20 protein-coding genes and 5 pseudogenes are annotated in these 26,651 nt (G+C 52.1%); 8 read left to right on the forward strand and 17 right to left on the reverse strand.

Annotation, left to right across the window (positions count from 1 at the left end):
• Window positions 1–7: 7 nt before the first annotated feature.
• Entirely contained in the window at window positions 8–1,111 is a 1,104-nt protein-coding gene (gene proB / locus ACJHW7_RS18450; RefSeq protein ID WP_001285288.1) for a glutamate 5-kinase, read from the reverse strand.
• Window positions 1,112–1,398: 287 nt separating this feature from the next.
• Between proB and phoE the strand changes: the two genes are divergently transcribed.
• Window positions 1,399–2,454 carry a phosphoporin PhoE gene (gene phoE, locus ACJHW7_RS18455; protein WP_000749881.1) on the forward strand — a complete coding sequence of 352 codons (1,056 nt, stop codon included), beginning with the start codon at window positions 1,399–1,401 and terminating at the stop codon, window positions 2,452–2,454.
• A gap of 38 nt (window positions 2,455–2,492) precedes the next feature.
• Here phoE and crl read toward each other — a convergent pair whose 3' ends face one another.
• The 3 genes from crl to gpt form a co-directional block, all read right to left on the reverse strand.
• The gene (gene crl / locus ACJHW7_RS18460) at window positions 2,493–2,894 is read right to left on the reverse strand and encodes a sigma factor-binding protein Crl (RefSeq protein WP_000174677.1); all 402 of its coding nucleotides are present in this window, start codon (window positions 2,892–2,894) and stop codon (window positions 2,493–2,495) included.
• Window positions 2,895–2,951: 57 nt separating this feature from the next.
• Window positions 2,952–4,196 (reverse strand): esterase FrsA, encoded by a 1,245-nt coding sequence (frsA, locus tag ACJHW7_RS18465; RefSeq protein ID WP_000189542.1) that lies wholly within the window; start codon window positions 4,194–4,196, stop codon window positions 2,952–2,954.
• A 91-nt stretch (window positions 4,197–4,287) separates the two neighbouring features.
• Window positions 4,288–4,746, reverse strand: coding sequence for a xanthine phosphoribosyltransferase (gpt, locus tag ACJHW7_RS18470; RefSeq protein ID WP_001291990.1), 459 nt, complete (start codon window positions 4,744–4,746; stop codon window positions 4,288–4,290).
• Window positions 4,747–5,006: 260 nt separating this feature from the next.
• Here gpt and pepD point away from each other — a divergent pair, with 260 nt between their 5' ends.
• Window positions 5,007–6,464, forward strand: a complete 1,458-nt coding sequence (gene pepD, locus ACJHW7_RS18475; RefSeq protein ID WP_001293009.1) for a cytosol nonspecific dipeptidase — start codon at window positions 5,007–5,009, stop codon at window positions 6,462–6,464.
• 56 nt (window positions 6,465–6,520) lie between these two features.
• Here pepD and prfH read toward each other — a convergent pair.
• From prfH to lafU, 5 genes and pseudogenes are all read right to left on the reverse strand, one after another.
• Window positions 6,521–7,042 (reverse strand): annotated as a pseudogene (prfH, locus tag ACJHW7_RS18480) (peptide chain release factor H); the annotation flags it as partial.
• Window positions 7,041–7,244: pseudogene (locus ACJHW7_RS18485) on the reverse strand (RtcB family protein); the annotation flags it as partial. The pseudogenes ACJHW7_RS18485 and prfH, both read right to left, overlap by 2 nt.
• A gap of 318 nt (window positions 7,245–7,562) precedes the next feature.
• Window positions 7,563–8,014 (reverse strand): annotated as a pseudogene (locus tag ACJHW7_RS18490) (GNAT family N-acetyltransferase).
• A complete protein-coding gene (gene dinB, locus ACJHW7_RS18495; RefSeq protein ID WP_040234527.1) occupies window positions 8,011–9,066 on the reverse strand; it encodes a DNA polymerase IV in 1,056 nt (351 codons plus the stop codon). The pseudogene ACJHW7_RS18490 and the gene dinB overlap by 4 nt, the downstream one beginning before the upstream one ends.
• Before the next feature lie 70 nt (window positions 9,067–9,136).
• Window positions 9,137–9,922: a putative lateral flagellar export/assembly protein LafU gene (gene lafU / locus ACJHW7_RS18500; protein ID WP_000207551.1), complete on the reverse strand. Its 786-nt coding sequence runs from the start codon at window positions 9,920–9,922 to the stop codon at window positions 9,137–9,139.
• Between lafU and ACJHW7_RS18505 the strand changes: the two are divergent.
• A pseudogene (locus ACJHW7_RS18505) lies at window positions 9,888–11,606 on the forward strand (flagellar biosynthesis protein FlhA); the annotation flags it as partial. The gene lafU and the pseudogene ACJHW7_RS18505 overlap by 35 nt on opposite strands.
• 192 nt (window positions 11,607–11,798) lie before the next feature.
• Here the strand turns inward: ACJHW7_RS18505 and rayT are convergent.
• Both rayT and ACJHW7_RS18515 read right to left on the reverse strand, forming a co-directional pair.
• Window positions 11,799–12,296 (reverse strand): REP-associated tyrosine transposase RayT, encoded by a 498-nt coding sequence (rayT, locus tag ACJHW7_RS18510; RefSeq protein ID WP_021556447.1) that lies wholly within the window; start codon window positions 12,294–12,296, stop codon window positions 11,799–11,801.
• A 175-nt stretch (window positions 12,297–12,471) separates the two neighbouring features.
• Window positions 12,472–13,221: a C40 family peptidase gene (locus ACJHW7_RS18515; RefSeq protein WP_000056850.1), complete on the reverse strand. Its 750-nt coding sequence runs from the start codon at window positions 13,219–13,221 to the stop codon at window positions 12,472–12,474.
• A 209-nt stretch (window positions 13,222–13,430) separates the two neighbouring features.
• Here ACJHW7_RS18515 and dinJ point away from each other — a divergent pair, with 209 nt between their 5' ends.
• From dinJ to dpaA, 3 genes are all read left to right on the forward strand, one after another.
• Window positions 13,431–13,691: a type II toxin-antitoxin system antitoxin DinJ gene (gene dinJ, locus ACJHW7_RS18520; RefSeq protein ID WP_000729709.1), complete on the forward strand. Its 261-nt coding sequence runs from the start codon at window positions 13,431–13,433 to the stop codon at window positions 13,689–13,691.
• Between the two features lie 2 nt (window positions 13,692–13,693).
• On the forward strand, window positions 13,694–13,972 hold the full coding sequence (yafQ, locus tag ACJHW7_RS18525; protein ID WP_000615980.1) for a type II toxin-antitoxin system mRNA interferase toxin YafQ: 279 nt from the start codon (window positions 13,694–13,696) through the stop codon (window positions 13,970–13,972).
• A 155-nt stretch (window positions 13,973–14,127) separates the two neighbouring features.
• On the forward strand, window positions 14,128–14,868 hold the full coding sequence (gene dpaA / locus ACJHW7_RS18530; RefSeq protein WP_001225679.1) for a peptidoglycan meso-diaminopimelic acid protein amidase: 741 nt from the start codon (window positions 14,128–14,130) through the stop codon (window positions 14,866–14,868).
• Here the strand turns inward: dpaA and ACJHW7_RS18535 are convergent.
• Together ACJHW7_RS18535 and lpcA are read right to left on the reverse strand one after the other, a co-directional pair.
• The gene (locus ACJHW7_RS18535) at window positions 14,839–15,606 is read right to left on the reverse strand and encodes a class II glutamine amidotransferase (RefSeq protein WP_000333379.1); all 768 of its coding nucleotides are present in this window, start codon (window positions 15,604–15,606) and stop codon (window positions 14,839–14,841) included. The two genes, dpaA and ACJHW7_RS18535, sit on opposite strands and share 30 nt — an antisense overlap.
• A 205-nt stretch (window positions 15,607–15,811) precedes the next feature.
• A complete protein-coding gene (gene lpcA, locus ACJHW7_RS18540) occupies window positions 15,812–16,390 on the reverse strand; it encodes a D-sedoheptulose 7-phosphate isomerase (protein ID WP_000284050.1) in 579 nt (192 codons plus the stop codon).
• 239 nt (window positions 16,391–16,629) lie between these two features.
• On the opposite strand from lpcA, the gene fadE reads away from it, so the two are divergent.
• Entirely contained in the window at window positions 16,630–19,074 is a 2,445-nt protein-coding gene (gene fadE / locus ACJHW7_RS18545; protein ID WP_000973081.1) for an acyl-CoA dehydrogenase FadE, read from the forward strand.
• A 42-nt stretch (window positions 19,075–19,116) separates the two neighbouring features.
• Here fadE and ivy read toward each other — a convergent pair whose 3' ends face one another.
• Window positions 19,117–19,563, reverse strand: coding sequence for an Ivy family C-type lysozyme inhibitor (ivy, locus tag ACJHW7_RS18550; protein WP_001308392.1), 447 nt, complete (start codon window positions 19,561–19,563; stop codon window positions 19,117–19,119).
• Between the two features lie 180 nt (window positions 19,564–19,743).
• Between ivy and yafV the strand changes: the two genes are divergently transcribed.
• Complete coding sequence (yafV, locus tag ACJHW7_RS18555; RefSeq protein WP_001118038.1) at window positions 19,744–20,514, forward strand: 2-oxoglutaramate amidase; 771 nt, start codon at window positions 19,744–19,746, stop codon at window positions 20,512–20,514.
• 51 nt (window positions 20,515–20,565) lie between these two features.
• Here yafV and ACJHW7_RS18560 read toward each other — a convergent pair.
• The 3 genes and pseudogenes from ACJHW7_RS18560 to ACJHW7_RS18570 all read right to left on the reverse strand — a co-directional run.
• Window positions 20,566–20,940 (reverse strand): annotated as a pseudogene (locus ACJHW7_RS18560) (ISAs1 family transposase); the annotation flags it as partial.
• Between the two features lie 303 nt (window positions 20,941–21,243).
• Window positions 21,244–22,254 (reverse strand): tetratricopeptide repeat protein, encoded by a 1,011-nt coding sequence (locus ACJHW7_RS18565; RefSeq protein ID WP_001695458.1) that lies wholly within the window; start codon window positions 22,252–22,254, stop codon window positions 21,244–21,246.
• A 118-nt stretch (window positions 22,255–22,372) separates the two neighbouring features.
• On the reverse strand, window positions 22,373–26,650 hold the full coding sequence (locus ACJHW7_RS18570) for an RHS element core protein (RefSeq protein WP_231236798.1): 4,278 nt from the start codon (window positions 26,648–26,650) through the stop codon (window positions 22,373–22,375).
• Between the last annotated feature and the right edge of the window lies 1 nt (window position 26,651).

Below are 26,651 nucleotides of genomic sequence, written 5' to 3' on the forward strand. Positions count from 1 at the left end.
CTGCTCCTTAACGGGTAATCATGTCATCACGGTGAACGGCAACCGGGCCGTATTCATATCCCAGTATTGCATCAATTTCTTGCGAGTGGTGTCCGGCAATACGGCGTAATGCATCGCTGTTGTAACGACTGACACCGTGGGCGATATCGCGACCTTCGAGGTTGCAAATGCGGATGACTTCACCACGCGAGAAATTGCCAGTTACGCTCTTAATGCCTTTCGGCAACAGGGAGCTGCCGCGTTCAAGAATGGCGGCGGTTGCCCCTTCATCTACCGTGATTTCACCCGCAGGCGGCGCACCGAAAATCCAGCGTTTACGGTTTTCTAATGGCGTTGCCTGGGCATGGAACAGCGTACCGACGGAAATGCCTTCCATCACATCACCAATAACGCCCGGCTTGCTGCCCGCGGCAATAATGGTGTCGATACCCGCACGGCAAGCCACGTCCGCGGCCTGCAATTTGGTACTCATGCCGCCAGTTCCGAGGCCTGAAACGCTGTCACCTGCAATCGCGCGTAGTGCGTCATCAATGCCGTAAACATCTTTAATCAGTTCTGCCTGCGGATTGCTGCGCGGGTCAGCGGTATACAAACCTTTTTGATCGGTCAGCAGCAACAGTTTATCGGCACCCGCCAGAATCGCCGCCAGCGCAGAAAGATTGTCGTTATCGCCGACCTTAATCTCTGCAGTAGCGACAGCATCGTTCTCATTGATTACCGGAACGATATTGTTATCGAGCAACGCACGCAGGGTGTCGCGGGCGTTCAGGAAGCGTTCACGGTCTTCCATATCAGCACGGGTCAGCAGCATCTGCCCGACGTGAATGCCATAAATCGAAAACAGCTGTTCCCACAGTTGAATCAGTCGACTCTGCCCTACCGCCGCCAGCAGTTGTTTCGAGGCGATAGTCGCTGGCAGTTCCGGGTAACCCAGGTGCTCACGTCCGGCGGCGATCGCGCCCGACGTCACAATAACAATCCGATGCCCGGCGGCATGTAACTGCGCGCACTGGCGAACAAGTTCAACGATATGGGCACGGTTCAGGCGGCGCGATCCGCCTGTTAGCACACTGGTGCCGAGTTTTACCACCAGCGTCTGGCTGTCACTCATGATTCTCTGCCATTCAATTTTAGGAAAAATGATATCAAACGAACGTTTTAGCAGGACTGTCGTCGGTTGCCAACCATCTGCGAGCAAAGCATGGCGTTTTGTTGCGCGGGATCAGCAAGCGTAGCGGCAGTTGTTTACGCTTTTATTACAGATTTAATAAATTACCACATTTTCAGAATATCATTAATCTGTAATATATCTTTAACAATCTCAGGTTAAAAACTTTCCTGTTTTCAACGGGACTCTCCCGCTGAATATTCGCGCGTTAATTAAAATCAGGAATGAAAATGAAAAAGAGCACTCTGGCATTAGTGGTGATGGGCATTGTGGCATCTGCATCCGTACAGGCCGCAGAAATATATAACAAAGACGGTAATAAACTGGATGTCTATGGCAAAGTTAAAGCCATGCATTATATGAGTGATAACGACAGTAAAGATGGCGACCAGAGTTATATCCGTTTTGGTTTTAAAGGCGAAACACAAATTAACGATCAACTGACTGGCTATGGCCGTTGGGAAGCGGAGTTTGCCGGAAATAAAGCGGAGAGTGATACTGCACAGCAAAAAACGCGTCTCGCTTTTGCCGGGTTGAAATATAAAGATTTGGGTTCTTTCGATTATGGTCGTAACCTGGGCGCGTTGTATGACGTGGAAGCCTGGACCGATATGTTCCCGGAATTTGGTGGCGACTCCTCGGCGCAGACCGACAACTTTATGACCAAACGCGCCAGCGGTCTGGCGACGTATCGGAACACCGACTTCTTCGGCGTTATCGATGGCCTGAACTTAACCCTGCAATATCAAGGGAAAAACGAAAACCGCGACGTTAAAAAGCAAAACGGCGATGGCTTCGGCACGTCATTGACATATGACTTTGGCGGCAGCGATTTCGCCATTAGTGGGGCCTATACCAACTCAGATCGCACCAACGAGCAGAACCTGCAAAGCCGTGGCACAGGCAAGCGTGCAGAAGCATGGGCTACAGGTCTGAAATACGATGCCAATAATATTTATCTGGCAACTTTTTATTCTGAAACACGCAAAATGACGCCAATAACTGGCGGCTTTGCCAATAAGACACAGAACTTTGAAGCGGTCGCTCAATACCAGTTTGACTTTGGTCTGCGTCCATCGCTGGGTTATGTCTTATCGAAAGGGAAAGATATTGAAGGTATCGGTGATGAAGATCTGGTCAATTATATCGATGTCGGGGCTACATATTATTTCAACAAAAATATGTCAGCGTTTGTTGATTATAAAATCAACCAACTGGATAGCGATAACAAATTGAATATTAATAATGATGATATTGTCGCGGTTGGCATGACCTATCAGTTTTAATGATTATTGCCGGATGTGATGCATCCGGCACATTTCACTCACGCCGTTAACTTCACCGGCTCGTCACGAAAATCATCCGCCGGTTCCAGCTTCAGATTCAGCGTCGTCAGCAGTTCACGCAGCTTCTCGTGAAACTCACGCAGGGTGTGCTCCAGTCGTTCAACCACTTCAGTGTCTTTTACCGGAACACTCTTCCAGTCGCCTGCTTTATCGAACAGACCAAACTGGTAACTGTAGGTAAAACGGGATTCCTGCGCTTCAAGCTCCATCCACCAGCCCCAGAACTCACGCACTTCCGGTGCCGGTTTCACGTTGACGCATACAGCCAGACAATCGAAAAAGAATCGATTATCTTCGCACTTACCTTCACGAATATACGGGCCTAGTGCGGTAAATTTTTTGATCAATCTGCTCTTCGGGTGTCCACTCGGTAACGTCATTGCTATCTCCTGTTGTGATGCAACTGTTTTACCAAATTGGCAAAATTTAGCAAATTTTTAACACAAACGTTTTTCGATCCATTCTGTGATTTCCTGAAGACCTTTGTCAAAATTCCGATACACCGGGTTAAATGGGATCTCTAATAATTTACCGTCAGCAGATGATGAGGTGATTAAGCGTGAGTCCTCTTCCGGGCTGAACGGATCGTTCTTCCAGTAGCCTGATAACATTGGCGTTGGGCAGCGACGTCCCAGCAATCCTTGCACTTTTAATGAATAGCGATTCAGCTCCACGCGCAACGCTTCGTCGGAAGCATCATGCATCCCCAAACGACTGGCCAGAACGTCAAGATACATTTCCGGCACCTGTTGCTGGCACTTAAAATCACTCAACAGGGTATGAACTACCGGACCAAGACAGGCAACCGCTTTCAGACGCGGCGATTCAAGGTATGCCAGACGCACGGCAACGTTAGCGCCGAAACGGAAACCAAAGGCCGCGACGCGAGTGTGATCCACCCACGGTACGTTAGGCAGTGCCTTTAAGACGTGCTGATGCAACAGGCTGGAGTCCTGGGTGAGCTTCCATTTTGAAGAAAAGCCCACCGACGGCATATCAATAGTCAGCATCGCAATGCCGCGCGGCGCAAAATAACGTTCATACAGGCTGTAATAGTCCGTCTGCATCGCATCCAGACCACCACACATTAATACCGTCGGGAACGGGCCATCGCCTTTCGGCATATGCAAAAAGCCGGTGATGGGCGCACCGCCAGGTACGGTAAACTCCATCTGCCGCATCGTGCCCGGTAGACGCTGAGCGGCCTCTTCATAGGCGCGGTTTGACAAAGCCTGCGCTTGCTCGGCCAGGTCATCTCCTTTCAGATGAGGATAGGCGGCAATGTTGTACAACGTAGCCGCATGCAGCCAGTGACGACCACTGAGTTGCGGATCTTCTTCCGCACAGGCTTTTTGTTGCCACACCATCGCCTGGGTGGCCCACTCATAAATCCAGTTGCCGCCACGGTAGCCAATCACCGTATCGTATAAATCATCGTCGGTACGTTCGGCATCGCTCATCACAATACGTGCCTGGACGTCGAGGATTTCGCGTGGGTCAATGCCGCGCCAGATCCACATCAGACGGTTAATCATGCGATACCAGTGAGGGATGGTTTTACCATCAAGGGCCGACTGCACAGGCGGTTGTGCGCCGTGATTAAAGCGGCGGACTAGCGTCGAGGTTTCAGGATGTTTAAAGCGGGGTTTGAACAGGGTTTCGCTCAGGTTTGCCTGTGTCATGGATGCAGCCTCCAGAATACTTACTGGAAACTATTGTAACCTGCCTGAAGTTAAAAAGAACAACGCCCGGCAGTGCCAGGCGTTGAAAAGATTAGCGACCGGAGATTGGCGGGACGAATACGACGCCCATATCCCACGGCTGTTCGATCCAGGTATCTTGCGGGATATCAACAACATAATCATCAACCAGCGGACGACCAGCCGGTTTTGCAAAGATGGTGACAAAGTGCGCTTTTGGATACATTTCACGAATCGCAACCGCAGTACCACCGGTATCCACCAGGTCATCAATAACGATGAAGCCTTCGCCATCGCCTTCTGCGCGTTTCAGCACTTTAAGCTCGCGCTGGTTGTCGTGATCGTAGCTGGAAATACAAACGGTATCGACATGACGAATACCCAGTTCACGCGCCAGTAACGCACCCGGTACCAGACCGCCACGGCTTACGGCAATAATGCCTTTCCATTGTTCAGAAGGCATCAGTCGGCTTGCGAGTTTACGTGCATGGATCTGCAACATGTCCCAGGTGACGATGTATTTTTCGCTCATGTGAAGTGTCCCAGCCTGTTTATCTACGGCTTAAAAAGTGTTCGAGGGGAAAATAGGTTGCGCGAGATTATAGAGATCTGGCGCACTAAAAACCAGTATTTCACATGAGTCCGCGTCTTTTTACGCACTGCCTCTCCCTGACGCGGGATAAAGTGGTATTCTCAAACATATCTCGCAAGCCTGTCTTGTGTTGACAACATTTTCTGCTAACCCTGTGACCTGCAATACTGTTTTGCGGGTGATCGACAAGGAGACTTAACGTGTCTGAACTGTCTCAATTATCTCCACAGCCGCTGTGGGATATTTTTGCCAAAATCTGTTCTATTCCTCACCCGTCCTATCATGAAGAGCAACTCGCTGAATACATTGTTGGTTGGGCAAAAGAGAAAGGTTTCCATGTCGAACGCGATCAGGTAGGTAATATCCTGATTCGTAAACCTGCTACCGCAGGTATGGAAAATCGTAAACCGGTCGTCTTACAGGCCCACCTCGATATGGTGCCGCAGAAAAATAACGACACCGTGCATGACTTCACGAAAGATCCTATCCAGCCTTATATTGATGGCGAATGGGTTAAAGCGCGCGGCACCACGCTGGGTGCGGATAACGGCATTGGTATGGCGTCTGCGCTGGCGGTTCTGGCTGACGAAAACGTGGTTCACGGTCCGCTGGAAGTGCTGCTGACCATGACCGAAGAAGCCGGTATGGACGGTGCGTTCGGCTTACAGAGCAACTGGTTGCAGGCTGATATTCTGATTAACACCGACTCCGAAGAAGAAGGTGAAATCTACATGGGTTGTGCGGGGGGTATCGACTTCACCTCCAACCTGCATTTAGATCGTGAAGCGGTTCCAGCTGGTTTTGAAACCTTCAAGTTAACCTTAAAAGGTCTGAAAGGCGGTCACTCCGGCGGTGAAATCCACGTTGGCCTGGGTAATGCCAACAAACTGCTGGTGCGCTTCCTGGCGGGTCATGCAGAAGAACTGGATCTGCGTCTTATTGATTTCAACGGCGGCACACTGCGTAACGCCATCCCGCGTGAAGCCTTTGCGACCATTGCTGTCGCAGCTGATAAAGTCGACGCCCTGAAATCTCTGGTGAATACCTATCAGGAGATCCTGAAAAACGAGCTGGCAGAGAAAGAGAAAAATCTGGCCTTGTTGCTGGACTCTGTAGCGAACGATAAAGCTGCCCTGATTGCGAAATCTCGCGATACCTTTATTCGTCTGCTGAACGCCACCCCGAACGGTGTTATCCGCAATTCCGACGTGGCAAAAGGTGTGGTCGAAACCTCCCTGAACGTCGGTGTGGTGACCATGACTGACAATAATGTAGAAATTCACTGCCTGATCCGTTCTCTGATCGACAGCGGTAAAGACTACGTGGTGAGCATGCTGGATTCGCTGGGTAAACTGGCTGGCGCGAAAACCGAAGCGAAAGGCGCATATCCTGGCTGGCAGCCGGACGCTAACTCTCCGGTGATGCATCTGGTACGTGAAACCTATCAGCGTCTGTTCAACAAGACGCCGAACATCCAGATTATCCACGCGGGCCTGGAATGTGGTCTGTTCAAAAAACCGTATCCGGAAATGGACATGGTTTCTATCGGGCCAACAATCACCGGTCCACACTCTCCGGATGAGCAAGTTCACATCGAAAGCGTAGGTCATTACTGGACACTGCTGACTGAACTGCTGAAAGAAATTCCAGCGAAGTAATTATTTGATTTGCTGCCGGATGGCGTTTAATCGCCTTCCGGCAGTTTCATCCTTCATTATCCTTCGATAAAAGCCATCCCTGTAAACGTTCGTCGCGGGTTGCCACGTTCAATCTGGTGATGGAACATTCGCCGCTGCGATTTCAGCACTGCGCTATTTTCCTGTTGCTGTTGCTCCAGCTTCCAGGCAATCAGCAATCGTGCCAGCCGCTTGTTGGCATGCTGGCTGCGCTCTGACTGAACCTTCACGCTAATCCAGGTAGCCAGATGCGTGGCGCGCACCGCCGAATCGGTTTTATTGACATGTTGACCGCCCGGCCCCGACGAACGCAGCGTCTCATAACGGACCGCGTCGGATTGTTCCTGCTCATCAGCAGTAAAACGCCCAATGCCCAGAAACCAGTTTTTACGCCCATGATGTGGGCGATACGGACTCCGACAAATCCACTGAATAGTGCCATACCAGCTTTCGCTTAATGCCCATGCGTTGTCGCCATTCAGAGAAACCAGCGCTGAACGCAGGGTGTCAGAGTAACGACCTGTTTCTGTTTCCAGCACTGTTACCGCGACGTCTTGTCGGGTAAAAACGACCAACAGAGAAGAACGCTGCGCCAATCGGGTAGCCGCGTCCGGGGTGTAAATCTGGCATCCCCACTACGCGCTGCATGTTGGGTAAATTTGCCGTGGTGTGTAATTGTTGGATCGCTAAACTCTCGATCCACAGGTCATCAGATGCGATGGTAAATACCGCATCGGATAAGGGACGAATATATTTGCCCATGTACCATTCCATTTATACTCGTCATACTTCAAGTTGCATGTACTGCGACTACGTTCGTTCACCCCAGTCACTTACTTTAGTAAGCTCCTGGCGATTCACTCGCTTGTCACCTTCCTGCAACTCGAATTATTTAGAGTATATAAATATTAAAAATCAGGAAATGGCAGACGAATCCAGGGCAAGAAAAAAAGAATTAATCCTGGAAAGGTCTGCAAAGAGTCATTGATAAAGGATTTGTCATGATTTACCTCCTTGCAGTTTGTGGAATAAGAAAACGCGCACATACCAGGCGGGCGTTATTTTCATTGCAAGCTGGATTTAATGTTGCGGTTTATATCGCATAGAAAAATTAGTAAACCACGCTCCCCGGCATTCAACGCGCTGCTGCTTAACTGTCTGAAAACCATAACGTTCAAAAAAGGGTTTGCGGTTATGCTTGCGTCCACCGTAAGTTCGGATTCAGACTTAATCAAAGGTTTTAACAAAGCGCTGGCAACCCCACGGCGGGTGTATTCAGGGTCAACAAATAACATATCGATATAATGTTCAATGCGGGAAATAAAACCAACCGGTTGTGCATTAATGACTGCAACCCGCACTTGTGATTTCGCGAGTTTCTCCTTCCAGCGAGATTCGTCAATCTGCGCCCAGGCGGCAATTTGTTGTGGTGAATAATGCTGACTTGCGGTCATCATAACCGCTCTAATGAAAATAGCGCATAGTTGCTGAAAATCGCCAGGCTGATAGTTTCTTATTTGTATGTTATTCATAATCCCAGCACCAGTTGTCTTTCCATTTGCGGGTCAAGCAACGTCACATGCAGCCCCACCAGACGCACACCTCGCCCGCCGCGGCGTTCATCCCAGGTTTTACGCGCGGTGGCGATTAAGTCAGCTTTATTCAGCCTCGGCCAGACGTGCTCCTGGGTGGTTTGCTGAAAATCGTCGAACTTTAATTTCACCCCCTGGCGAGCAATCAGTAAATCAGGTTTTACCTTTGCCAGACGGCGTTCAAGTTCCGGATACAGCCGCTCGATAATCGCCTCACATTCAGACCAGTGATGAATATCTTCCGCCATCGTGCGTTCCACGCCGACGGATTTTCGCAACCGTTCGCTGTTAACATCGCGTTCGTCAATCCCCTGACTACGCTCCCACAAAATGCGGCCAAATTTGCCAAAGCGTTTAAGCAGTATCACCAGATCACACTTTTGTACATCACCGCAGGTCCGCAGCCCCATCGCTTCCAGTTTTGCCGCCGAGACTTTGCCGACGCCGGGGATTTTTGCCAGTGATAAGGTTTGTAAAAATGCCGGAACTTCTGCCGGCGTAATCACAAACTGGCCGTTGGGTTTATTCATGTCGGAGGCGATTTTGGCGAGAAACTTTACTGGTGCCACGCCCGCAGATGCCGTCAGTTGCAGCTCGTTGAAAATCGTCTGGCGGATTTCCTGGGCGATGAGGGTCGCAGAACCGTGGCAATGGACGCTGTCGGTGACATCGAGATAGGCTTCATCCAGTGACAACGGTTCAATGCGCGAGGTGTAGCGCGAGAAGATTTCACGGATATGATTTGAGGCTTCTTTGTAGGCGTCAAAGCGCCCCGGAAGCAAGGTGAGATGTGGGCATAATTTGAGCGCCATCCCTGTCGGCATAGCGCTACGTACGCCAAATTTACGCGCGGGATAATTGGCGGTGCTGATCACCCCTCGACGTTCGCGGCTGCCGCCAATAGCAATAGGGATATCGCGCAGGGCGGGATTGTCGCGCATCTCCACCGCTGCGAAAAAGCAGTCCATATCCACATGAATGATTTTACGCATTGCTCACCTCTCAACACTGGTAAAGTATACAGTGATTTCAGGGTTTGAGAAATGCGTAAAGATTCAGCATTTAACGCGTTCGCTGCGAAAGCACCTGCTGCTTATCCAGCTTTTGCACCAGTGGCTGCACCACTTTATCCCCATGCTGACCAAAGTATTGATACAGCGTATCGGACGCACTTTTGGTCAGCACCATAATCTCAATACGCCGATTGCCCGCGCTTTGCGGATTTTTGGCATCCAGCAGCATCTGGTCCGCCATTGCGCTTACCTGCATCACTTTATCTTCCGGCATTCCGGCCTCTTCCAGCACCCGACGAGCTGAAAGCGCGCGATCGCCCGAAAGGTTCCAGTTGTTGTAGATATTGTTTTTGTAGGCCATCGCATCGGTATGCCCGGTAATAATAATTTTGTTATCGAGCGAGTCGAACACTGGCGCTAGCTCCACCAGCAGCGTTTTAAAGAACGGCATAATCTTCGCGCTGCCGCGTTCGAACATATTGCGATTCTGGTCGTCTTTAATCAGCACGCGTAATCCCTGGGGAACAATCTCCATCTCCAGATTCGCTTCCATATGCGCATCACGGGCAATGGTGTTGATACTGGTTGCCAACTCGCCAAGCTCGGTGGCGGATTTCTTCTTCAGCAGCGCCGTTTTCTCATTCACATCACGCGCTTTTTTCTCCGTCTCTTCCGGCACCGCCACGGTGGCAGGTTTTGGCGGATGAGACGGGCTGATTTTATTTAACGGCGACAGCCCACCACCGTTAAAAATCGACTGCCCGTGCAGCGCGGCGATAATGCTTTCACGCTCGGATTTACTGACGCTGTTGACAATCAACTTTATCGTCGTCACCAAAGGGGCCGAGCGTATTTCCGAGGTTTCTGCCCGCTTTACCCTGGACGCGATGCCCGGCAAACAGATGGCGATTGACGCCGACCTTAACGCCGGGTTGATCAACCAGGCGCAGGCGCAAACCCGGCGTAAAGATGTCGCCAGCGAGGCCGATTTCTACGGCGCGATGGACGGGGCATCAAAGTTTGTGCGCGGGGACGCCATCGCCGGGATGATGATTCTGGCGATCAACCTGATCGGCGGTGTCTGTATCGGGATCTTCAAATACAACCTGAGCGCCGATGCTGCCTTCCAGCAATATGTGCTGATGACCATCGGCGACGGGCTGGTGGCGCAGATCCCTTCCCTGCTGCTCTCCACCGCGGCGGCGATTATCGTCACCCGCGTCAGCGACAACGGCGATATCGCCCATGACGTGCGCCACCAGCTGCTGGCAAGCCCGTCGGTGCTCTACACCGCCACCGGGATTATGTTTGTGCTGGCGGTGGTGCCGGGAATGCCGCATCTGCCGTTTTTGCTGTTCAGCGCCCTGCTTGGCTTTACCGGCTGGCGGATGAGCAAACGCCCGCAGGCAGCGGAGGCGGAGGAGAAAAGTCTCGAAACGCTGACCCGCACCATCACCGAAACCAGCGAGCAACAGGTCAGTTGGGAAACGATACCGCTGATCGAGCCTATCAGTTTAAGCCTCGGCTACAAACTGGTGGCGCTGGTGGACAAAGCCCAGGGCAACCCACTCACCCAGCGGATCCGCGGCGTGCGACAGGTGATATCCGACGGCAACGGCGTGCTGCTGCCGGAGATCCGCATTCGGGAAAATTTCCGCCTCAAGCCCAGCCAGTACGCCATTTTCATCAACGGTATTAAGGCTGATGAAGCGGATATTCCGGCGGATAAACTGATGGCCCTGCCCTCCAGCGAAACCTACGGCGAGATTGACGGCGTGCTGGGGAACGACCCGGCGTACGGGATGCCGGTGACCTGGATCCAGCCCGCGCAGAAAGCGAAGGCGCTGAATATGGGGTATCAGGTGATCGACAGCGCCAGCGTGATTGCCACCCATGTGAATAAGATTGTGCGCAGCTATATTCCTGATTTGTTTAACTATGATGATATTACGCAGTTGCATAATCGTTTGTCGTCGATGGCACCGCGCCTGGCAGAAGACTTAAGCGCGGCGCTGAATTACAGCCAGTTGCTGAAAGTGTACCGCACACTACTGACCGAAGGCGTTTCCCTGCGCGATATCGTCACCATCGCCACCGTGCTGGTCGCCAGTAGCGCGGTGACTAAAGATCATATTCTGCTGGCGGCCGATGTACGCCTGGCGCTGCGGCGCAGCATTACCCATCCGTTCGTTCGCAAGCAGGAGCTGACGGTGTATACGCTGAATAATGAGCTGGAAAATCTGCTCACCAATGTGGTGAATCAGGCGCAACAGGGCGGCAAAGTGATGCTCGACAGCGTGCCGGTTGACCCGAATATGCTCAACCAGTTCCAGAGCACGATGCCGCAGGTAAAAGAGCAGATGAAAGCGGCGGGGAAAGACCCGGTGCTGCTGGTGCCGCCGCAGCTTCGCCCTTTGCTGGCGCGCTATGCGAGATTGTTTGCGCCGGGGCTGCATGTGCTGTCGTATAACGAAGTGCCGGATGAGCTGGAGTTGAAGATTATGGGGGCGTTGATGTAGGTATCCGGCATCGGTGCACAACCGCCGGATGCGGCGTGAACGCCTTATCCGGCCTACCGATCCGGCACAGGTTTGTAGGCATGATAAGACGCGCCAGCGTCGCATCAGGCATCCGCGCACAATTGCCGGATGCGGCACAAGTTTGTAGGCATGATAAGACGCGCTAGCGTCGCATCAGGCATCCGCGCACAATTATGAAATGATACGCTCCCCGGCACTAAAATCCGTTATGTTACCCGCCCAATCAATGGGATATAACCCTCGCGCCACATCGCGATGGAACGTTGAGAATGGCCAATCACACACCTGCTTTACCCAGCCATGTTTCACTGGATTTATATAAATATAATCAACATGATGCCGATAATCTTTTGTATTACGGATGGCATGCTCCCAAAAACGTGGTTGCCAGATATTTTTCAATCCACAAGCATGGGTGAATTGCTTTTTAATCTCTCTCCAGCGCGAGGAAAAATCATCATCGCCTTCAGGTAATGTCCATATGCAATGCATATGCTCTGGCAAAACGACCCAAGCGTTGATTTCAAAAGGTCTGTCTCGCTTAACGTTAATAATAGCGTTACGGAGCATCTGGAACTGAGCGGTCAGAAGGTGGCTTCGACGATTTCGTAGGTTAACCGTGAAAAACCAGGTTCCCCCCTTGATGTAATACCGACGATATTCAGACATAGCGACTCCTTTTTCTCAACGGTAAGAAGAAAAGGAAAGGTTGGCAATGAGGTTGTTTTATATCGGGAAAGCGGCTCGCAAATATTCGCGGGCTCGTAGGCATGATAAGACGCGCCAGCGTCGCATCAGGCACCTGCGTACAACTGCCGGATGCGGCGTAAACGCCTTATCCGTCCTACAAAATCGTCTCTTCCGTCAAAATCCGGCGCGCGCCTAAAAAATGATCCTGCCAGAAAGGTTCAGCTAACCGACTTACCCGAATGGTTTCCCCGGTGCGCGGTGACTCAATAAACTGACCGTCGCCCAGATATACCCCCATATGGTCGGCAATCTCGCGGCTGTGGATATGGAAAAACAGCAAATCTCCCCGGCGCAGGTCGTTATTCGCCACAATCGTTGCCCGATGGTAGTGATACATCTCATTAGCCGTACGCGGGAGCTTCGCCTCGAGGATCTTGTTGTAGGCATAAAAAACCAACCCGCTACAGTCAAAGCCTTTATCAGGCCGCGTGCCGCCCCAGACGTAAGGCTTGCCAAGCTGCTGCTCCAGGCGGTGAATCGCCACTTCGGTAATGTTATGCAGATGGTCGCTGCTTAAAAAGTGGTTGTTTTCCGCCAGCGCCTGCCAGCGTCTGTCACTCGCCTTGAGCGGCGCAGGAAACCATTCTGGATGCTGTTTTATCTGTTCGCGGTTGTGCTGGCGCAGCGCCCTTCTGCTTTCGGCATTGCCTTCCACAATATAGCTGGCCTGCTTTTTCAGATGGGTTTGGTACTGTTTTAATAAACGCGCACGGTTTTGCATCCGCTGGCGGGCGGCGTAGCTGAAAGAGATATGTGATGTGGTGGCGCTGGCAAATGAAGAAAACGGCAAACAAATCAACAGTAATCCCGACAATACAAAGGATGGAATCGACGGCAAGGACATACTCAATAATGGCTGGTCATGCTTTAATGTTGCAGTGTATCCCGGATCGTTTCTGAACAAACTTAATAAACCATTATTATAAAATTAACATATATATTTCAGTGAATTATGTAAATACATCAGTTTATTGAATTGCTCATAAATTGCCGCTGTTGCTCAATTGAGCTACAATTCAAGCTGAATATATATACAGCACAGGAGATACCCCAATGGCTGCAAATGCATTTGTTCGCGCCCGAATCGATGAAGATCTGAAGAATCAGGCGGCGGACGTACTGGCCGGGATGGGGCTGACCATCTCTGACCTGGTTCGCATAACCCTCACAAAGGTCGCGCGTGAAAAGGCATTGCCGTTTGATTTACGCGAGCCTAATCAATTAACCATTCAATCAATCAAAAACAGCGAAGCTGGCGTTGGTGTTCATAAGGCCAAAGACGCCGATGATTTATTTGATAAATTAGGAATTTAAATATGATTCAAAGGGATATTGAATACTCGGGACAATTTTCAAAGGATGTAAAACTTGCACAAAAGCGTCATAAGGATATGAATAAATTGAAATATCTTATGACGCTTCTTATCAATAATACTTTACCGCTTCCAGCTGTTTATAAAGACCACCCGCTGCAAGGTTCATGGAAAGGTTATCGCGATGCTCATGTCGAACCGGACTGGCTCCTGATTTACAAACTTACCGATAAACTTTTACGATTTGAGAGAACTGGAACTCACGCGGCGCTCTTTGGGTAAAGCCCGCTGCCGATGAAATTTGTAAACCCTGCGCCGACAGGCTTGCGTAAAACTCTTTTGGTGATAATGTGAGCCTTCCAAATCCAGACTATTCCGATTTGGGATCCATTTTGCCGTCCTGGCGTGTGTAACCGTTTTATCAAGGAATAAGCAGTATGCGTAAAATCGCATTAATTCTTGCGATGTTGTTGATCCCGTGCGTTTCGTTTGCCGGTTTGCTGGGCAGCAGTAGCTCGACCACGCCAGTGAGCAAAGAGTATAAGCAGCAGTTGATGGGATCCCCTGTCTACATCCAGATCTTCAAGGAAGAACGTACGCTCGATCTCTACGTCAAAATGGGTGAGCAATATCAACTGCTCGACAGCTATAAAATCTGTAAATATTCCGGCGGCTTAGGGCCAAAACAGCGTCAGGGCGATTTCAAAAGCCCGGAAGGGTTTTATAGCGTCCAGCGTAATCAGTTAAAACCAGACAGCCGTTACTACAAAGCGATTAATATTGGTTTCCCCAATGCCTATGACCGTGCGCATGGTTATGAAGGGAAATACCTGATGATCCACGGCGATTGTGTTTCCATCGGCTGCTACGCAATGACCAATCAGGGTATTGATGAGATCTTCCAGTTCGTTACTGGTGCGCTGGTGTTTGGTCAGCCGAGCGTGCAAGTGAGTATTTACCCGTTCCGCATGACCGACGCTAATATGAAGCGCCACAAATATTCCAACTTTAAGGACTTCTGGGAGCAACTGAAGCCAGGCTACGACTACTTTGAGCAAACCCGTAAGCCACCGACCGTTTCTGTGGTCAATGGCCGTTACGTGGTCAGCAAGCCGTTAAGCCACGAAGTTGTGCAACCACAACTGGCATCAAACTACACGCTCCCCGAGGCAAAATAAGCGCCATTCGCCTGGCATAATCTTTTGCCAGGTTTCATTGCCCGTCAGCGGCTGTGTCGCAATCACCGTGACCACATCATTCGGTGTGGTCTGCGAGCTGAAGTCGATTTCTACATCCTGATCCAGCAACGTTGCCACGCCAAACGGCGCGCGGCGGGTGATCCAGTGTAAATTAGTCGAGCAATACGCCATTACATAGCGACCGTCCGAAAGCAGCATGTTGAAAACGCCCTTCGCCCGCAGTTCATCCGCCAGTGAGGCGATATATTTAAACACTGCCGCCATGTTGCCCGGCGTGCGCGGGTAACGCTGCGTTAATTTATGCAGGAGCCAGCAAAAGGCTTTTTCGCTGTCGGTTTCACCGACCGGGCGGAAGTTGCCGGTTTCCAGTGATTTGTAGCCCGTCAGTTGCCCGTTATGGGCATAAGTCCAGTTACGCCCCCATAACTCGCGGGTAAACGGGTGAGTATTTTCCAGCGCCACCTCGCCCCGATTAGCCTGGCGAATATGAGCCACCACCGAACAGGATTTTATCGGGTAGTCCTGGACCAGTTTGGCGATAGGTGAGTTAAAGCTGGGTTGCGGATCTTTAAATGTGCGACAGCCTTTACCTTCGTAAAAGGTAATGCCCCAGCCATCTTTATGTGGCCCGGTTCCACCACCACGCTGCACCAGACCGGTGAAACTAAAGCAGATATCGGTAGGGACGTTGGCGCTCATCCCGAGCAATTCGCACATGGGTAACCTCCACAACAGCGGGAGCGCATGGCCCCCGGCGAAGATTGATTTAAGAATTTTCAGGTCGGATGCGGCGTGAACGCATTATTCGGCCTACGGTTCGCGTACAGATTTGTAGGCATGATAAGACGCGTCAGCGTCGCATCAGGCATCGGTGCACAATTGCCGGATGCGGCGTAAACGTCTTATCCGGCCTACGCCAGACTTACTTAACCATCTCTTTTTCAATCAACTGGATCAGGATATGGATCACTTTAATGTGAATCTCCTGAATGCGGTCGGCATAACCAAAGTGCGGTACGCGAATTTCGATATCCGCCGTGCCAGCCATTTTGCCGCCGTCTTTACCGGTCAGGGTGATCACTTTCATTCCCTTCTCACGCGCCGCTGCGATCGCTTTGATCACGTTTGCAGAGTTACCGGAGGTGGAGATCCCCAGCAGTACATCGCCTTCGCGACCTACCGCTTCAACGTAACGGGAGAAAATATCATTGAAACCGAAATCGTTACCGACGCAGGAAATATGACTAACGTCAGAAATAGCAATCGCCGGGTAGCCCGGACGGTTTTCACGGTAGCGACCGGTCAACTCTTCGGCAAAGTGCATAGCGTCGCAATGGGAACCGCCGTTGCCGCAGGAAAGCACTTTGCCACCGGCTTTAAAGCTGTCTGCTAACAGGACCGCCGCGCGCTGAATGGCGTGAATATTGGCGTCATCTTTTAAAAAGTTAGCCAGCGTTTCCGCCGCTTCGTTCAGTTCGTTACGAATAAGATCCTGGTACATGAGGATATCCTTCAGCATAAATGTAATAGACAAAATGCAGTGTACCGGATACCGCCAAAAGCGAGAAGTACGGGCAGGTGCTATGACCAGGACTTTTTGACCTGAAGTGCGGATAAAAACAGCAACAATGTGAGCTTTGTTGTAATTATATTGTAAACACATTGCTAAATGTTTTTACATCCACTACAACCATATCATCACAAGTGGTCAGACCTCCTACAAGTAAGGGGCTTTTCGTTATGATGATTTTGAGTATTCTCGCTACGGTTGTCCTGCTCGGCGCGTTGTTCTATCACCGCGTGAGCTTATTTATCAGCAGTCTGATTTTGCTCGCCTGGACAGCCGCCCTCGGCGTTGCTGGTCTGTGGTCGGCGTGGGTACTGGTGCCTCTGGCCATTATCCTCGTGCCATTTAACTTTGCGCCTATGCGTAAGTCGATGATTTCCGCGCCGGTATTTCGCGGTTTCCGTAAGGTGATGCCGCCGATGTCGCGCACTGAGAAAGAAGCGATTGATGCGGGCACCACCTGGTGGGAGGGCGACTTGTTCCAGGGCAAGCCGGACTGGAAAAAGCTGCATAACTATCCGCAGCCGCGCCTGACGGCTGAAGAGCAAGCGTTTCTCGACGGCCCGGTAGAAGAAGCCTGCCGGATGGCGAATGATTTCCAGATCACCCATGAGCTGGCTGATTTGCCGCCGGAGTTGTGGGCGTACCTTAAAGAGCATCGCTTCTTCGCGATGATCATCAAAAAAGAGTACGGCGGGCTGGAGTTCTCGGCTTATGCCCAGTCTCGTGTGCTGCAAAAACTCTCCGGCGTGAGCGGGATCCTGGCGATTACCGTCGGCGTGCCGAACTCATTAGGCCCGGGCGAGCTGCTGCAACATTACGGCACTGACGAGCAGAAAGATCACTATCTGCCGCGTCTGGCGCGTGGTCAGGAAATCCCTTGCTTTGCACTAACCAGCCCGGAAGCGGGTTCCGATGCGGGCGCGATTCCGGATACCGGGATTGTCTGCATGGGTGAATGGCAGGGCCAGCAGGTGCTGGGCATGCGACTGACCTGGAACAAACGCTACATTACGCTGGCACCGATTGCGACCGTGCTGGGTCTGGCATTTAAACTCTCCGACCCGGAAAAATTGCTGGGTGGCGCAGAAGATTTAGGTATTACCTGTGCGCTGATCCCGACCACCACGCCGGGCGTGGAAATTGGTCGTCGCCACTTCCCGCTGAACGTACCGTTCCAGAACGGACCGACGCGCGGTAAAGATGTCTTCGTGCCGATCGATTACATCATCGGCGGGCCGAAAATGGCCGGGCAAGGCTGGCGGATGCTGGTGGAGTGCCTCTCGGTAGGCCGCGGCATCACACTGCCTTCCAACTCAACCGGCGGCGTGAAATCGGTAGCGCTGGCAACCGGCGCGTATGCTCACATTCGCCGTCAGTTCAAAATCTCTATCGGTAAGATGGAAGGGATTGAAGAGCCGCTGGCGCGTATTGCCGGGAACGCTTATGTAATGGATGCTGCGGCATCGCTGATTACCTACGGCATTATGCTCGGCGAAAAACCTGCCGTGCTGTCGGCTATCGTTAAGTATCACTGTACCCACCGCGGGCAGCAGTCGATTATTGATGCGATGGATATTACCGGCGGTAAAGGCATTATGCTCGGGCAAAGCAACTTCCTGGCGCGTGCTTACCAGGGCGCACCGATTGCCATCACCGTTGAAGGGGCTAACATTCTGACCCGCAGCATGATGATCTTCGGACAAGGAGCGATTCGTTGCCATCCGTACGTGCTGGAAGAGATGGAAGCGGCGAAGAACAATGACGTCAACGCGTTCGATAAACTGTTGTTCAAACATATCGGTCACGTCGGTAGCAACAAAGTTCGCAGCTTCTGGCTGGGCCTGACGCGCGGTTTAACCAGCAGCACGCCAACCGGCGATGCCACTAAACGCTACTATCAGCATCTTAACCGCCTGAGCGCCAACCTCGCCCTGCTTTCTGATGTCTCGATGGCAGTGCTGGGCGGCAGCCTGAAACGTCGTGAGCGTATCTCGGCACGTCTGGGGGATATTTTAAGCCAGCTTTACCTCGCCTCTGCCGTTCTGAAGCGTTATGACGACGAAGGCCGTAATGAAGCCGATCTGCCGCTGGTGCACTGGGGCGTACAGGATGCGCTGTATCAGGCAGAACAGGCGATGGACGATTTACTGCAAAACTTCCCGAACCGCGTGGTTGCCGGGCTGCTGAATGTGGTGATCTTCCCGACCGGACGTCATTATCTGGCACCGTCTGACAAGCTGGATCATAAAGTGGCGAAGATTTTACAAGTGCCGAACGCCACTCGTTCACGTATTGGTCGCGGTCAGTACCTGACGCCAAGCGAGCATAACCCGGTTGGTTTACTGGAAGAGGCGTTGGTGGATGTGATTGCCGCCGACCCGATTCATCAGCGGATCTGTAAAGAGCTGGGTAAAAATCTGCCATTTACCCGTCTGGATGAACTGGCGCACAACGCGCTGGCGAAGGGGCTGATTGATAAAGATGAAGCCGCTATTCTGGTGAAAGCGGAAGAAAGCCGTCTGCGCAGTATTAACGTTGATGATTTTGATCCGGAAGAGCTGGCGACGAAGCCGGTAAAGTTGCCGGAGAAAGTGCGGAAAGTTGAAGCCGCGTAATTGAATAACGGAGCCGAAAGGCTCCGTTTCTTTATCCGCTAATTATTTAAAATTAAAGCCATCCGGATGGTTTTCCAGGCTGCCGGTCAACGCCGCGAACAGCACCGTTTTACCATCAATCGAAAGCGCATCGTTCACATTCAACCAGGTGAGTTTCTCTTGCGACGTTTTCTCATCAATAGTCGAGAACAGCCCCGTCATCTGATTAGATTTCTCGGACCACATCACAGCGATACGTTGCGAGCCACAGTCATGCGGTTTGCACGCGCTCATCACCTGATACGTCTCATCTCCCAACGTTACGGTTTGTGCGGGAGTATAAGTACCGCCTTTCATCACCCATGCAGGTAGCTTATGCCCTTGCACCATCTGATTAAACGCAGCTTTGGTGGTTTCGCCCTTTGCCAGGCTGCTAATGGTTAAATCATCCTGCGCCATTGCACTGGTGGCGATGACCAGAGCGGCGACTGTCGTTATTGCCTTAAACATCATTCCTCCCGAGCTTATCCTGCCCATGTTATTAACCTCCTAAAGCCTGGCGATAACACGATAATTTGCAAATCAGATATTTCCAATATCAGCGTTGGTTATCAATTTATTCTGCGCTAAGGCAACTGCCTGATAAGGTGTTAAAGTTATAAAACCCTTCGCATAAAGGAGTTGTACACCGTGCCTGGTTTGAAGATTACGCTTTTGCAGCAACCACTGGTGTGGATGGATGGTCCTGCCAACCTGCGCCATTTTGATCGTCAACTGGAAGGTATTACCGGGCGCGATGTGATCGTTCTACCGGAGATGTTTACCAGCGGCTTTGCCATGGAAGCGGCAGCTTCGTCGCTAGCGCAAGATGACGTAGTGAACTGGATGACAGCTAAAGCGCAGCAGTGCAATGCGCTGATTGCAGGCAGTGTTGCATTACAAACGGAGTCTGGTTCGGTTAACCGCTTTTTGCTGGTTGAGCCGGGCGGCACGGTACATTTTTATGATAAGCGTCATCTGTTCCGCATGGCAGATGAGCATCTGCATTATAAAGCGGGCAATGCGCGAGTGATTGTGGAATGGCGCGGCTGGCGTATTTTGCCGCTGGTGTGCTACGACTTACGTTTTCCTGTGTGGTCGCGCAATCTCAACGATTATGACCTCGCCCTGTACGTCGCCAACTGGCCTGCTCCGCGCTCTCTGCACTGGCAGGCATTGCTGACGGCCCGCGCGATTGAGAATCAGGCGTATGTGGCGGGATGCAATCGCGTCGGCAGCGATGGCAACGGCTGCCATTATCGCGGTGACAGCCGGGTGATTAATCCACAAGGCGAGATTATCGCTACTGCCGACGCGCATCAGGCAACGCGCATTGATGCCGAGCTGTCGATGGCGGTGTTAAGGGAATATCGCGATAAGTTTCCGGCATGGCGAGATGCGGATGAGTTTAGGTTGCGGTGAGTGGGGGCTGTGTTTAGGGCCGGGGAGAGTCGGGGTAAGACTACGAAAGCCCGCTCTCCTGCGACCACTTTTATCATAGGAGTGTGGAAGCGCTTTTCCATCAATCGCGATGACGTCTTTGTCATTTGATGAATGGCAGTCACGCATCCAGTTAATAAAGCACTCGTGAAATTTTGCAGGACTGATACAGGATACAACTCTGGCAATGGTATCGTGAACAGGCATACCATTTTCAAAATCACCATATTGCTTCAAAAAATCGAGATGTGTTTCCCCAAAACCCTCTATATCTTCCCAACCTTCTGCACCAGAAATAACGGCACAAATAGTCAACAGTAGAATATCCGATAATTTATGTTCCACGTTCCAGGCTTGTCTGTAATCAGGGATAATAGAAATATGTTCCATCAATTTTTTAAGTTCCATTTTGTTCTCCTTAATTATGCAAGGAGTATTTGATCATGTATAAGCAATAAAAACAGCTTCAGGTAATGAGGAATATCTCAATTTTTAAACATAAAATGCGAACTATTTAGTACAAAAAGTGAACTTCTGATGATCTTTCCCTGGATTTACATTAGGTTGGTTATTTTCCATACCCACAACTATATTTTCTCTCTGAATTTAATACGTGCAAGACAATCGCAGCACTCTAACTGACTTCGATGTGATTTGATGTTCAGAAAAATCCCTCATTAGATTATTATCATGAAATACAGCCAATTATCTTTAGTTTTTATATTTCTCAATATATTCTTTTGAAAGGATTCGCGCCTTTTCAAACTCTTCAGGAGTTAATCTATTTTCCATCTTCAATTTATATTGAACACTTTTATCAAGTCCATGAGCGTATGCGGCACTGAACCAGGCATATGCCTTTTTATTATCGAGTGGTAACTCTTTCGTGCCTACGGAATAGATTAATGCAAGATTATGTTGTGCAACAGGATCACCATGTGTGGCTGACTTTCTTAACAGTTCTATTGCTTTATATTTATTTACAGTAATCCCACCCAGTCCTTCATAGTAAAAGATACTTAGTGCTGATTGTGCTTTTATGAAACCTTGACTTGCCGATTTATCATACCAAAAGGCGGCTTTATTATAATCCTTTTTAATAATAACGCCTTCATAATAGAGTCGCCCTAAATGATACTGAGCAACCTTATCCCCTTGCTCCGCAGCGATACGATACCACTTATCTGCCAGATCTTTTTTATTAGTCTCATCATATAGTAAAGCAAGGTTAGTTTGAGCCGTAACTAATCCAGAATTTGCAGCTTTATTTAACCACGCTATGGCCTTACCATAATCTCTTATCACGCCACTCCCTTTACTATATAATACTCCTAAGTTTCCCTGCGCTTCTGGAAAACCTTTTTCAGCTGCCATTTGATAACATTCAAATGCTTTTTCATAATTTTGAGACACCCCATAACCATGAGCATACATAACACCGAGGTTATACTGAGCCTCTGTCAGCCCCTGTTTTGCTGCAAGCGAGTACCAATATACTGCATCTTTATAACTCTGGATTCCTTCAGAACCACTTCGATATAACTCCGCGAGTTTAAATTGCGCAGTAGCATCTCCCTTATCAGCATCTTTTCTTATATATGTCATTTTATTGGAGGCTGCTGTGTCTTCTGTCACCCCAATTGCAACAGGAATACTCAACACTTCAAAAAAAAACATCACAACAACACACATTAATATTTTTCGGTTATTTTTTATCGGCATCTTTTTTATCATCACCTTTAAATTTATCTACCGCTTCACTAGAAGTCATGTCAGTAATATAATCTCCAAATGCATTTTCAGGCACAAAGGGTAATTTACCCAAAGTTGCACCTAATAATTACTCCGCTCCTGTATCAGCAGCAGCATAAACACCAGATTTAAAATCCCCTCCCTTACTTAAAAATGACAATCCCATTTTCAAAGCTATTTTCTCAACAAACGTTTTTCCCGCTCCCCAAGAACCACCTAAAGCACATAGCGCCAACTCGGATTTATCCGGCATCTTATGATCAGACATATAGTCAGTCGTAGCAACCGCACCACATGAACTAAGACTTCCAATTGCTATCTCCCCCCATGTAAGAGTCCCCCCTTCTAATGCAGCCGCACTTGCTACTGGCCCGGTAAATACTACTCCGGCAATAACAGGAGGCAGTAAAGCCCATCCTTTTACATAATCGTCTAATGGATTATACACTCCACGCATACTTGAAAAATCATCCAACGCTTTAAATTTTTCTTCATCTGACAGGTTCGGGGCGAATCCAACATTAGCCCCCTGCATAGTGTTATAATAATTAGTTCCAAATATCATTTGCGGCGTTACATTAGCTAACCCCAACGGATCTATATGTTCAATAGGATTGAGTGGGTACTGGTAAGGATTTAATCCTCCTTCCAGCCCAATCGGGTCCTGGGTGATATACCGTCCCTGCAACGGGTCATAGTACCGGTGACGGTTGTAATACAGCCCCGACTCCTCATCATACTGCTGTCCCGGCAGACGGTACGGCTGTTGCAGGTGCTGCGCGCTGGTTTCGCCCAGCAGGTTTCCCCACTCGTCATACTCCCCCTGCCACGCCGTTTCCCCTTCCGGGCTGATGAGCGCCTGCGGCAGTCCCCGGTGGTCACAGTGGTAAAGATGAAGTTTCCTCTCCGGGATGTATTCCGCCTCCAGTTGCGCCGCCATCTGTTCCGCCGTCAGCCCGCACTGCGCAAGCCATGCCTCACTCTCCGCACTCACCGCACCCGCGCGCAGTTCCCGCTCCAGCCTTCCCAGCATCACCGCCAGCTCCGCCGGTAGCGTCACCCCCGTGTCCTCCTGCAACACCTCCGCCAGGCTCCGGTGCCGCGCCTTCGCCTGTTCGCCATTCTCTGTTTCGATTCTGATGAGTGGTGTGAAGCTCCCCGGCTGGTATACCGTCTGGATACGCGTGGTGCCGGTCTGTACCGTCGTCAGCCTGTCACCGTCCCACCCGTACCAGGTTACCTCCGGTTTACGCGACAGCGACATCCACCCCGTCAGGTCACGCTCCCGCCGCCACACCCGTTTTCCCGTCCGGCGGCCCAGCGGGTCATAGAGGTAGCGGCTCTCCACCTGCGGCTCACCGTGCTGTATCCGCGTGTAGAACACCAGACGGTGCTGGCTGTCGTAGTGGTAGTGGTGGGTCCGCTCGTCGTGCATCCGTATCACCCCTTCCGGGATGCGGTCCGTCTTCTCCGCCAGCCTGCCGTATTCATCGTGGCGGTAGACATAGTGCGCATCTTCCGCGATGCGGTTATCCGGCCACGCCGTGAAGGTACTGTCCGGGTGCAGTTCCGGGTCCGGCAGCCGGTTTCCTGCCGGGTCCGTCGCATACGGGATATCGATATCCAGGTTCGCTGCCGTGGTGTGGACGCCCGTCAGCCTTCCCGTGTCACTGTAACGGTACTCCCGGCTCTCCTGCGGGCCGCTGATGCGGATTAGCTGTCCGTTGTCGTTCCAGTCGTAGTCACGGTCAAGCTGCGGGAGGTTCAGGTGCTGGCTCTGGAGCTGGCCTGTGAGGGTGTATGTGCTGGTCAGTTCATATGCTGCATTACTGCCTGCCATGCTGCCGAAGCTGCGCACCGTCTCACGGTGCAGCCGGTCCCGCGTGTACTCGACCAGCGGTGTTCCGCCCAGCTTCATCCCCGCAAGATAACCGCTGCCATACGTCAGCCACTCCACCGGCGGCAGACCGTCCGGCTCCTGACGGGTCGCCAGCCCCTGTTCGCTGTACGCATGCCCCGTCTCATGCTCCCACAGCATCTCCCCCGTCTCCGGGTTCTCCACCGTCTGCCGTTCATCCGTCAGGCGGCCTTTATCGTCATAGCCGTAGTGGACCGACACGCGGTGGCCTTCACTGGTATGGCTGAGGGTGGTTAACCACCCGTGCTCATCATACTGCCACTGCTCTGCCGGGTCGCCGTTCACCGTCCGGTGCGTGATGCGGTCCGACGCATCGTAGTGCCAGAGGGTGATAAGCCCCTCGTCTTCACTCTGCGTGAGTTTTCCGGTCAGGTCATAGTGGTAACGTTGCGTCCGGCCGTCAAAACCGCGCTGTTCAGTCAGCCTGTCCACCGGGTCATACCGGAACGTGGACTGGCTGCCGTTCTCGTTGGTCAGCACGGTGATGCGCCCGGCAGAGTTATACTCCATGCTGCGCGTCAGCCCGCCTTCCGTCACACTCACCGGACGCCCGCGTTTATCATATTCGATGGTGCTGCGTTTACCGTCCGGTGATATCGTTGCTGTCAGGTCGCCTGCGGCGCTGTACTCATAACGGATTTCACGCCCCTGCGCATCCTTCTGACTGACCAGTTGCCCACGCGGGTTATAACTGCTGTAAGTGCTGATGCCTTCCTCCCGGTGAACGGCGATTTGTTGACCGTACCGGTCATACTCATACCGCGTCGTGTACCCCGAGCAGTCCGTAAAGGCCAGCAGTTGACCGTAACGGCTCCATGCCATCTGTTTTGTACTGCCCGTCGCATCCTCTATCCCTGTCGGCAGCTCACTCGCCGGGTCATCATAGCTGTAACTCGTCGTCTCACCGCTGCGTGAGGTCTCCGCCGCCAGCCTTCCCTTCTCATCATACTCCCGGCTGCTGCGAAGCCCGTCCGGGTACGTCACCGACGTCACCTGCCGCTGGCTGTTATAGCCATACCGTACCGTCCTGCCGTCCGGCCCCGTCACCGCCGTCACCGCACCCGACGCCATATGCAGGCTGTACTCCGTCCGCCGCCCCGCCGCATCCGTCTGTGCCTTCAGCCTCCCCGCCTCATCATACTCGCTGCGGGTGATGCTCCCGTCCGCATGCTCCTTCTTCACCACCCGCTTCAGGCCGCCTTCGCCCTCCGTGTACAGCACCTCCCGCCGGTTCAGGCTGTCCGTGATGGTCACACGGTCCTGCCCGTACTCAAAGCGGTAGTCCAGCCCCTCCGGGTTGACCTGCTCCGTCACCCGGCCGGTATCATCATACCGGTAGCGGCTCTCCGGCCTACCCGCATAATGGTGCGCCACCATCCGCCCGGCGTGCTGCACATCATAAGTAAACCCGCGCACCTGCATCCCGCTGCGGTCATACACCGCCAGCAGTTCTCCGCTGGCCGTGTACGTGTAGCGCGCCAGCGGCGCAGTCGGCTGTTCATCCGGGTATGCCGGGTCGTGTGTCAGCCACACCGCCTCCAGCCGGATACCGTTATCGGCACCGTATTCTGTACCGGCGGGCAGCGTGTCGGGGAAAGCTGAAGAAGAGGAAACAGAACGGGGACCGGCAGGGGAAGATAAAGACGTGGCACGCTGTTTACGGAAGGCTTCCGCCCGCTGCGCCTGTGTGGTCAGCACCAGGTGAAAACGGCGGCCCGCGCCGTCCGTCACCCCGGTGATTTCGCCAGCCAGTTCGCCTGCGGCCTCGTGGTGGAAAGTCAGTGAACGCCCGAAGCCGTCCACCACGCCCGTCAGCACCCGGTATGCGGGCGGCGGAGGCGGCAGCACTTCGTCCGCCTCCGGCACCCGCTCCGGCCAGTTGAGTATCCACCACGGCCCCTGAAGGCTGTTTGTCGCCAGGTACACATGCGGACTCAGGCGAACATCTTCCGGCAGCACCTGCCAGAGCGCGCTTAGCGGCTGCGAACTGTGCTGCTCCGCCACCCCGCCCCGCGCCAGCCAGAACGACTCGCTGCGGCTGTAGCTTATCTCGCCGGGAAACAGCGGCTCAAAGTGAATGCTCCTGCCGCCGTTGTCGTTGAGTATCAGTTCCCGCTCATGAACCTGTAAGCGGATATCGAAAGGGGCTTTCCAGCCGGGGCCGAACACCCCCACCGGCGCGGGCGTCCTGGTCCGGTAGCTGCTGTAGGCGCGGGAAAGAATAAACGGCAGCGGGCCGGACAGTGCAAGGTCCGTCTCGCCCGGCAGCACCTTTGCTCCCAGCAGCGGGTTCACCGGGTTGCCCTTCTGCTCCTCTATCGGGCTGTTGGGACATACCGAACAGGCCACTCCCGTCGGCGCACCTATCAGCACCCCTGCTGAACCCTGCACAATATCCAGTCCCTTGCGGGTCATGTCACCCTGCCGCGCCGCCGGTTTTCCGCCCATG

This window comes from Escherichia sp. WS1152 (assembly GCF_046487665.1).
Taxonomy (GTDB): domain Bacteria; phylum Pseudomonadota; class Gammaproteobacteria; order Enterobacterales; family Enterobacteriaceae; genus Escherichia; species Escherichia coli.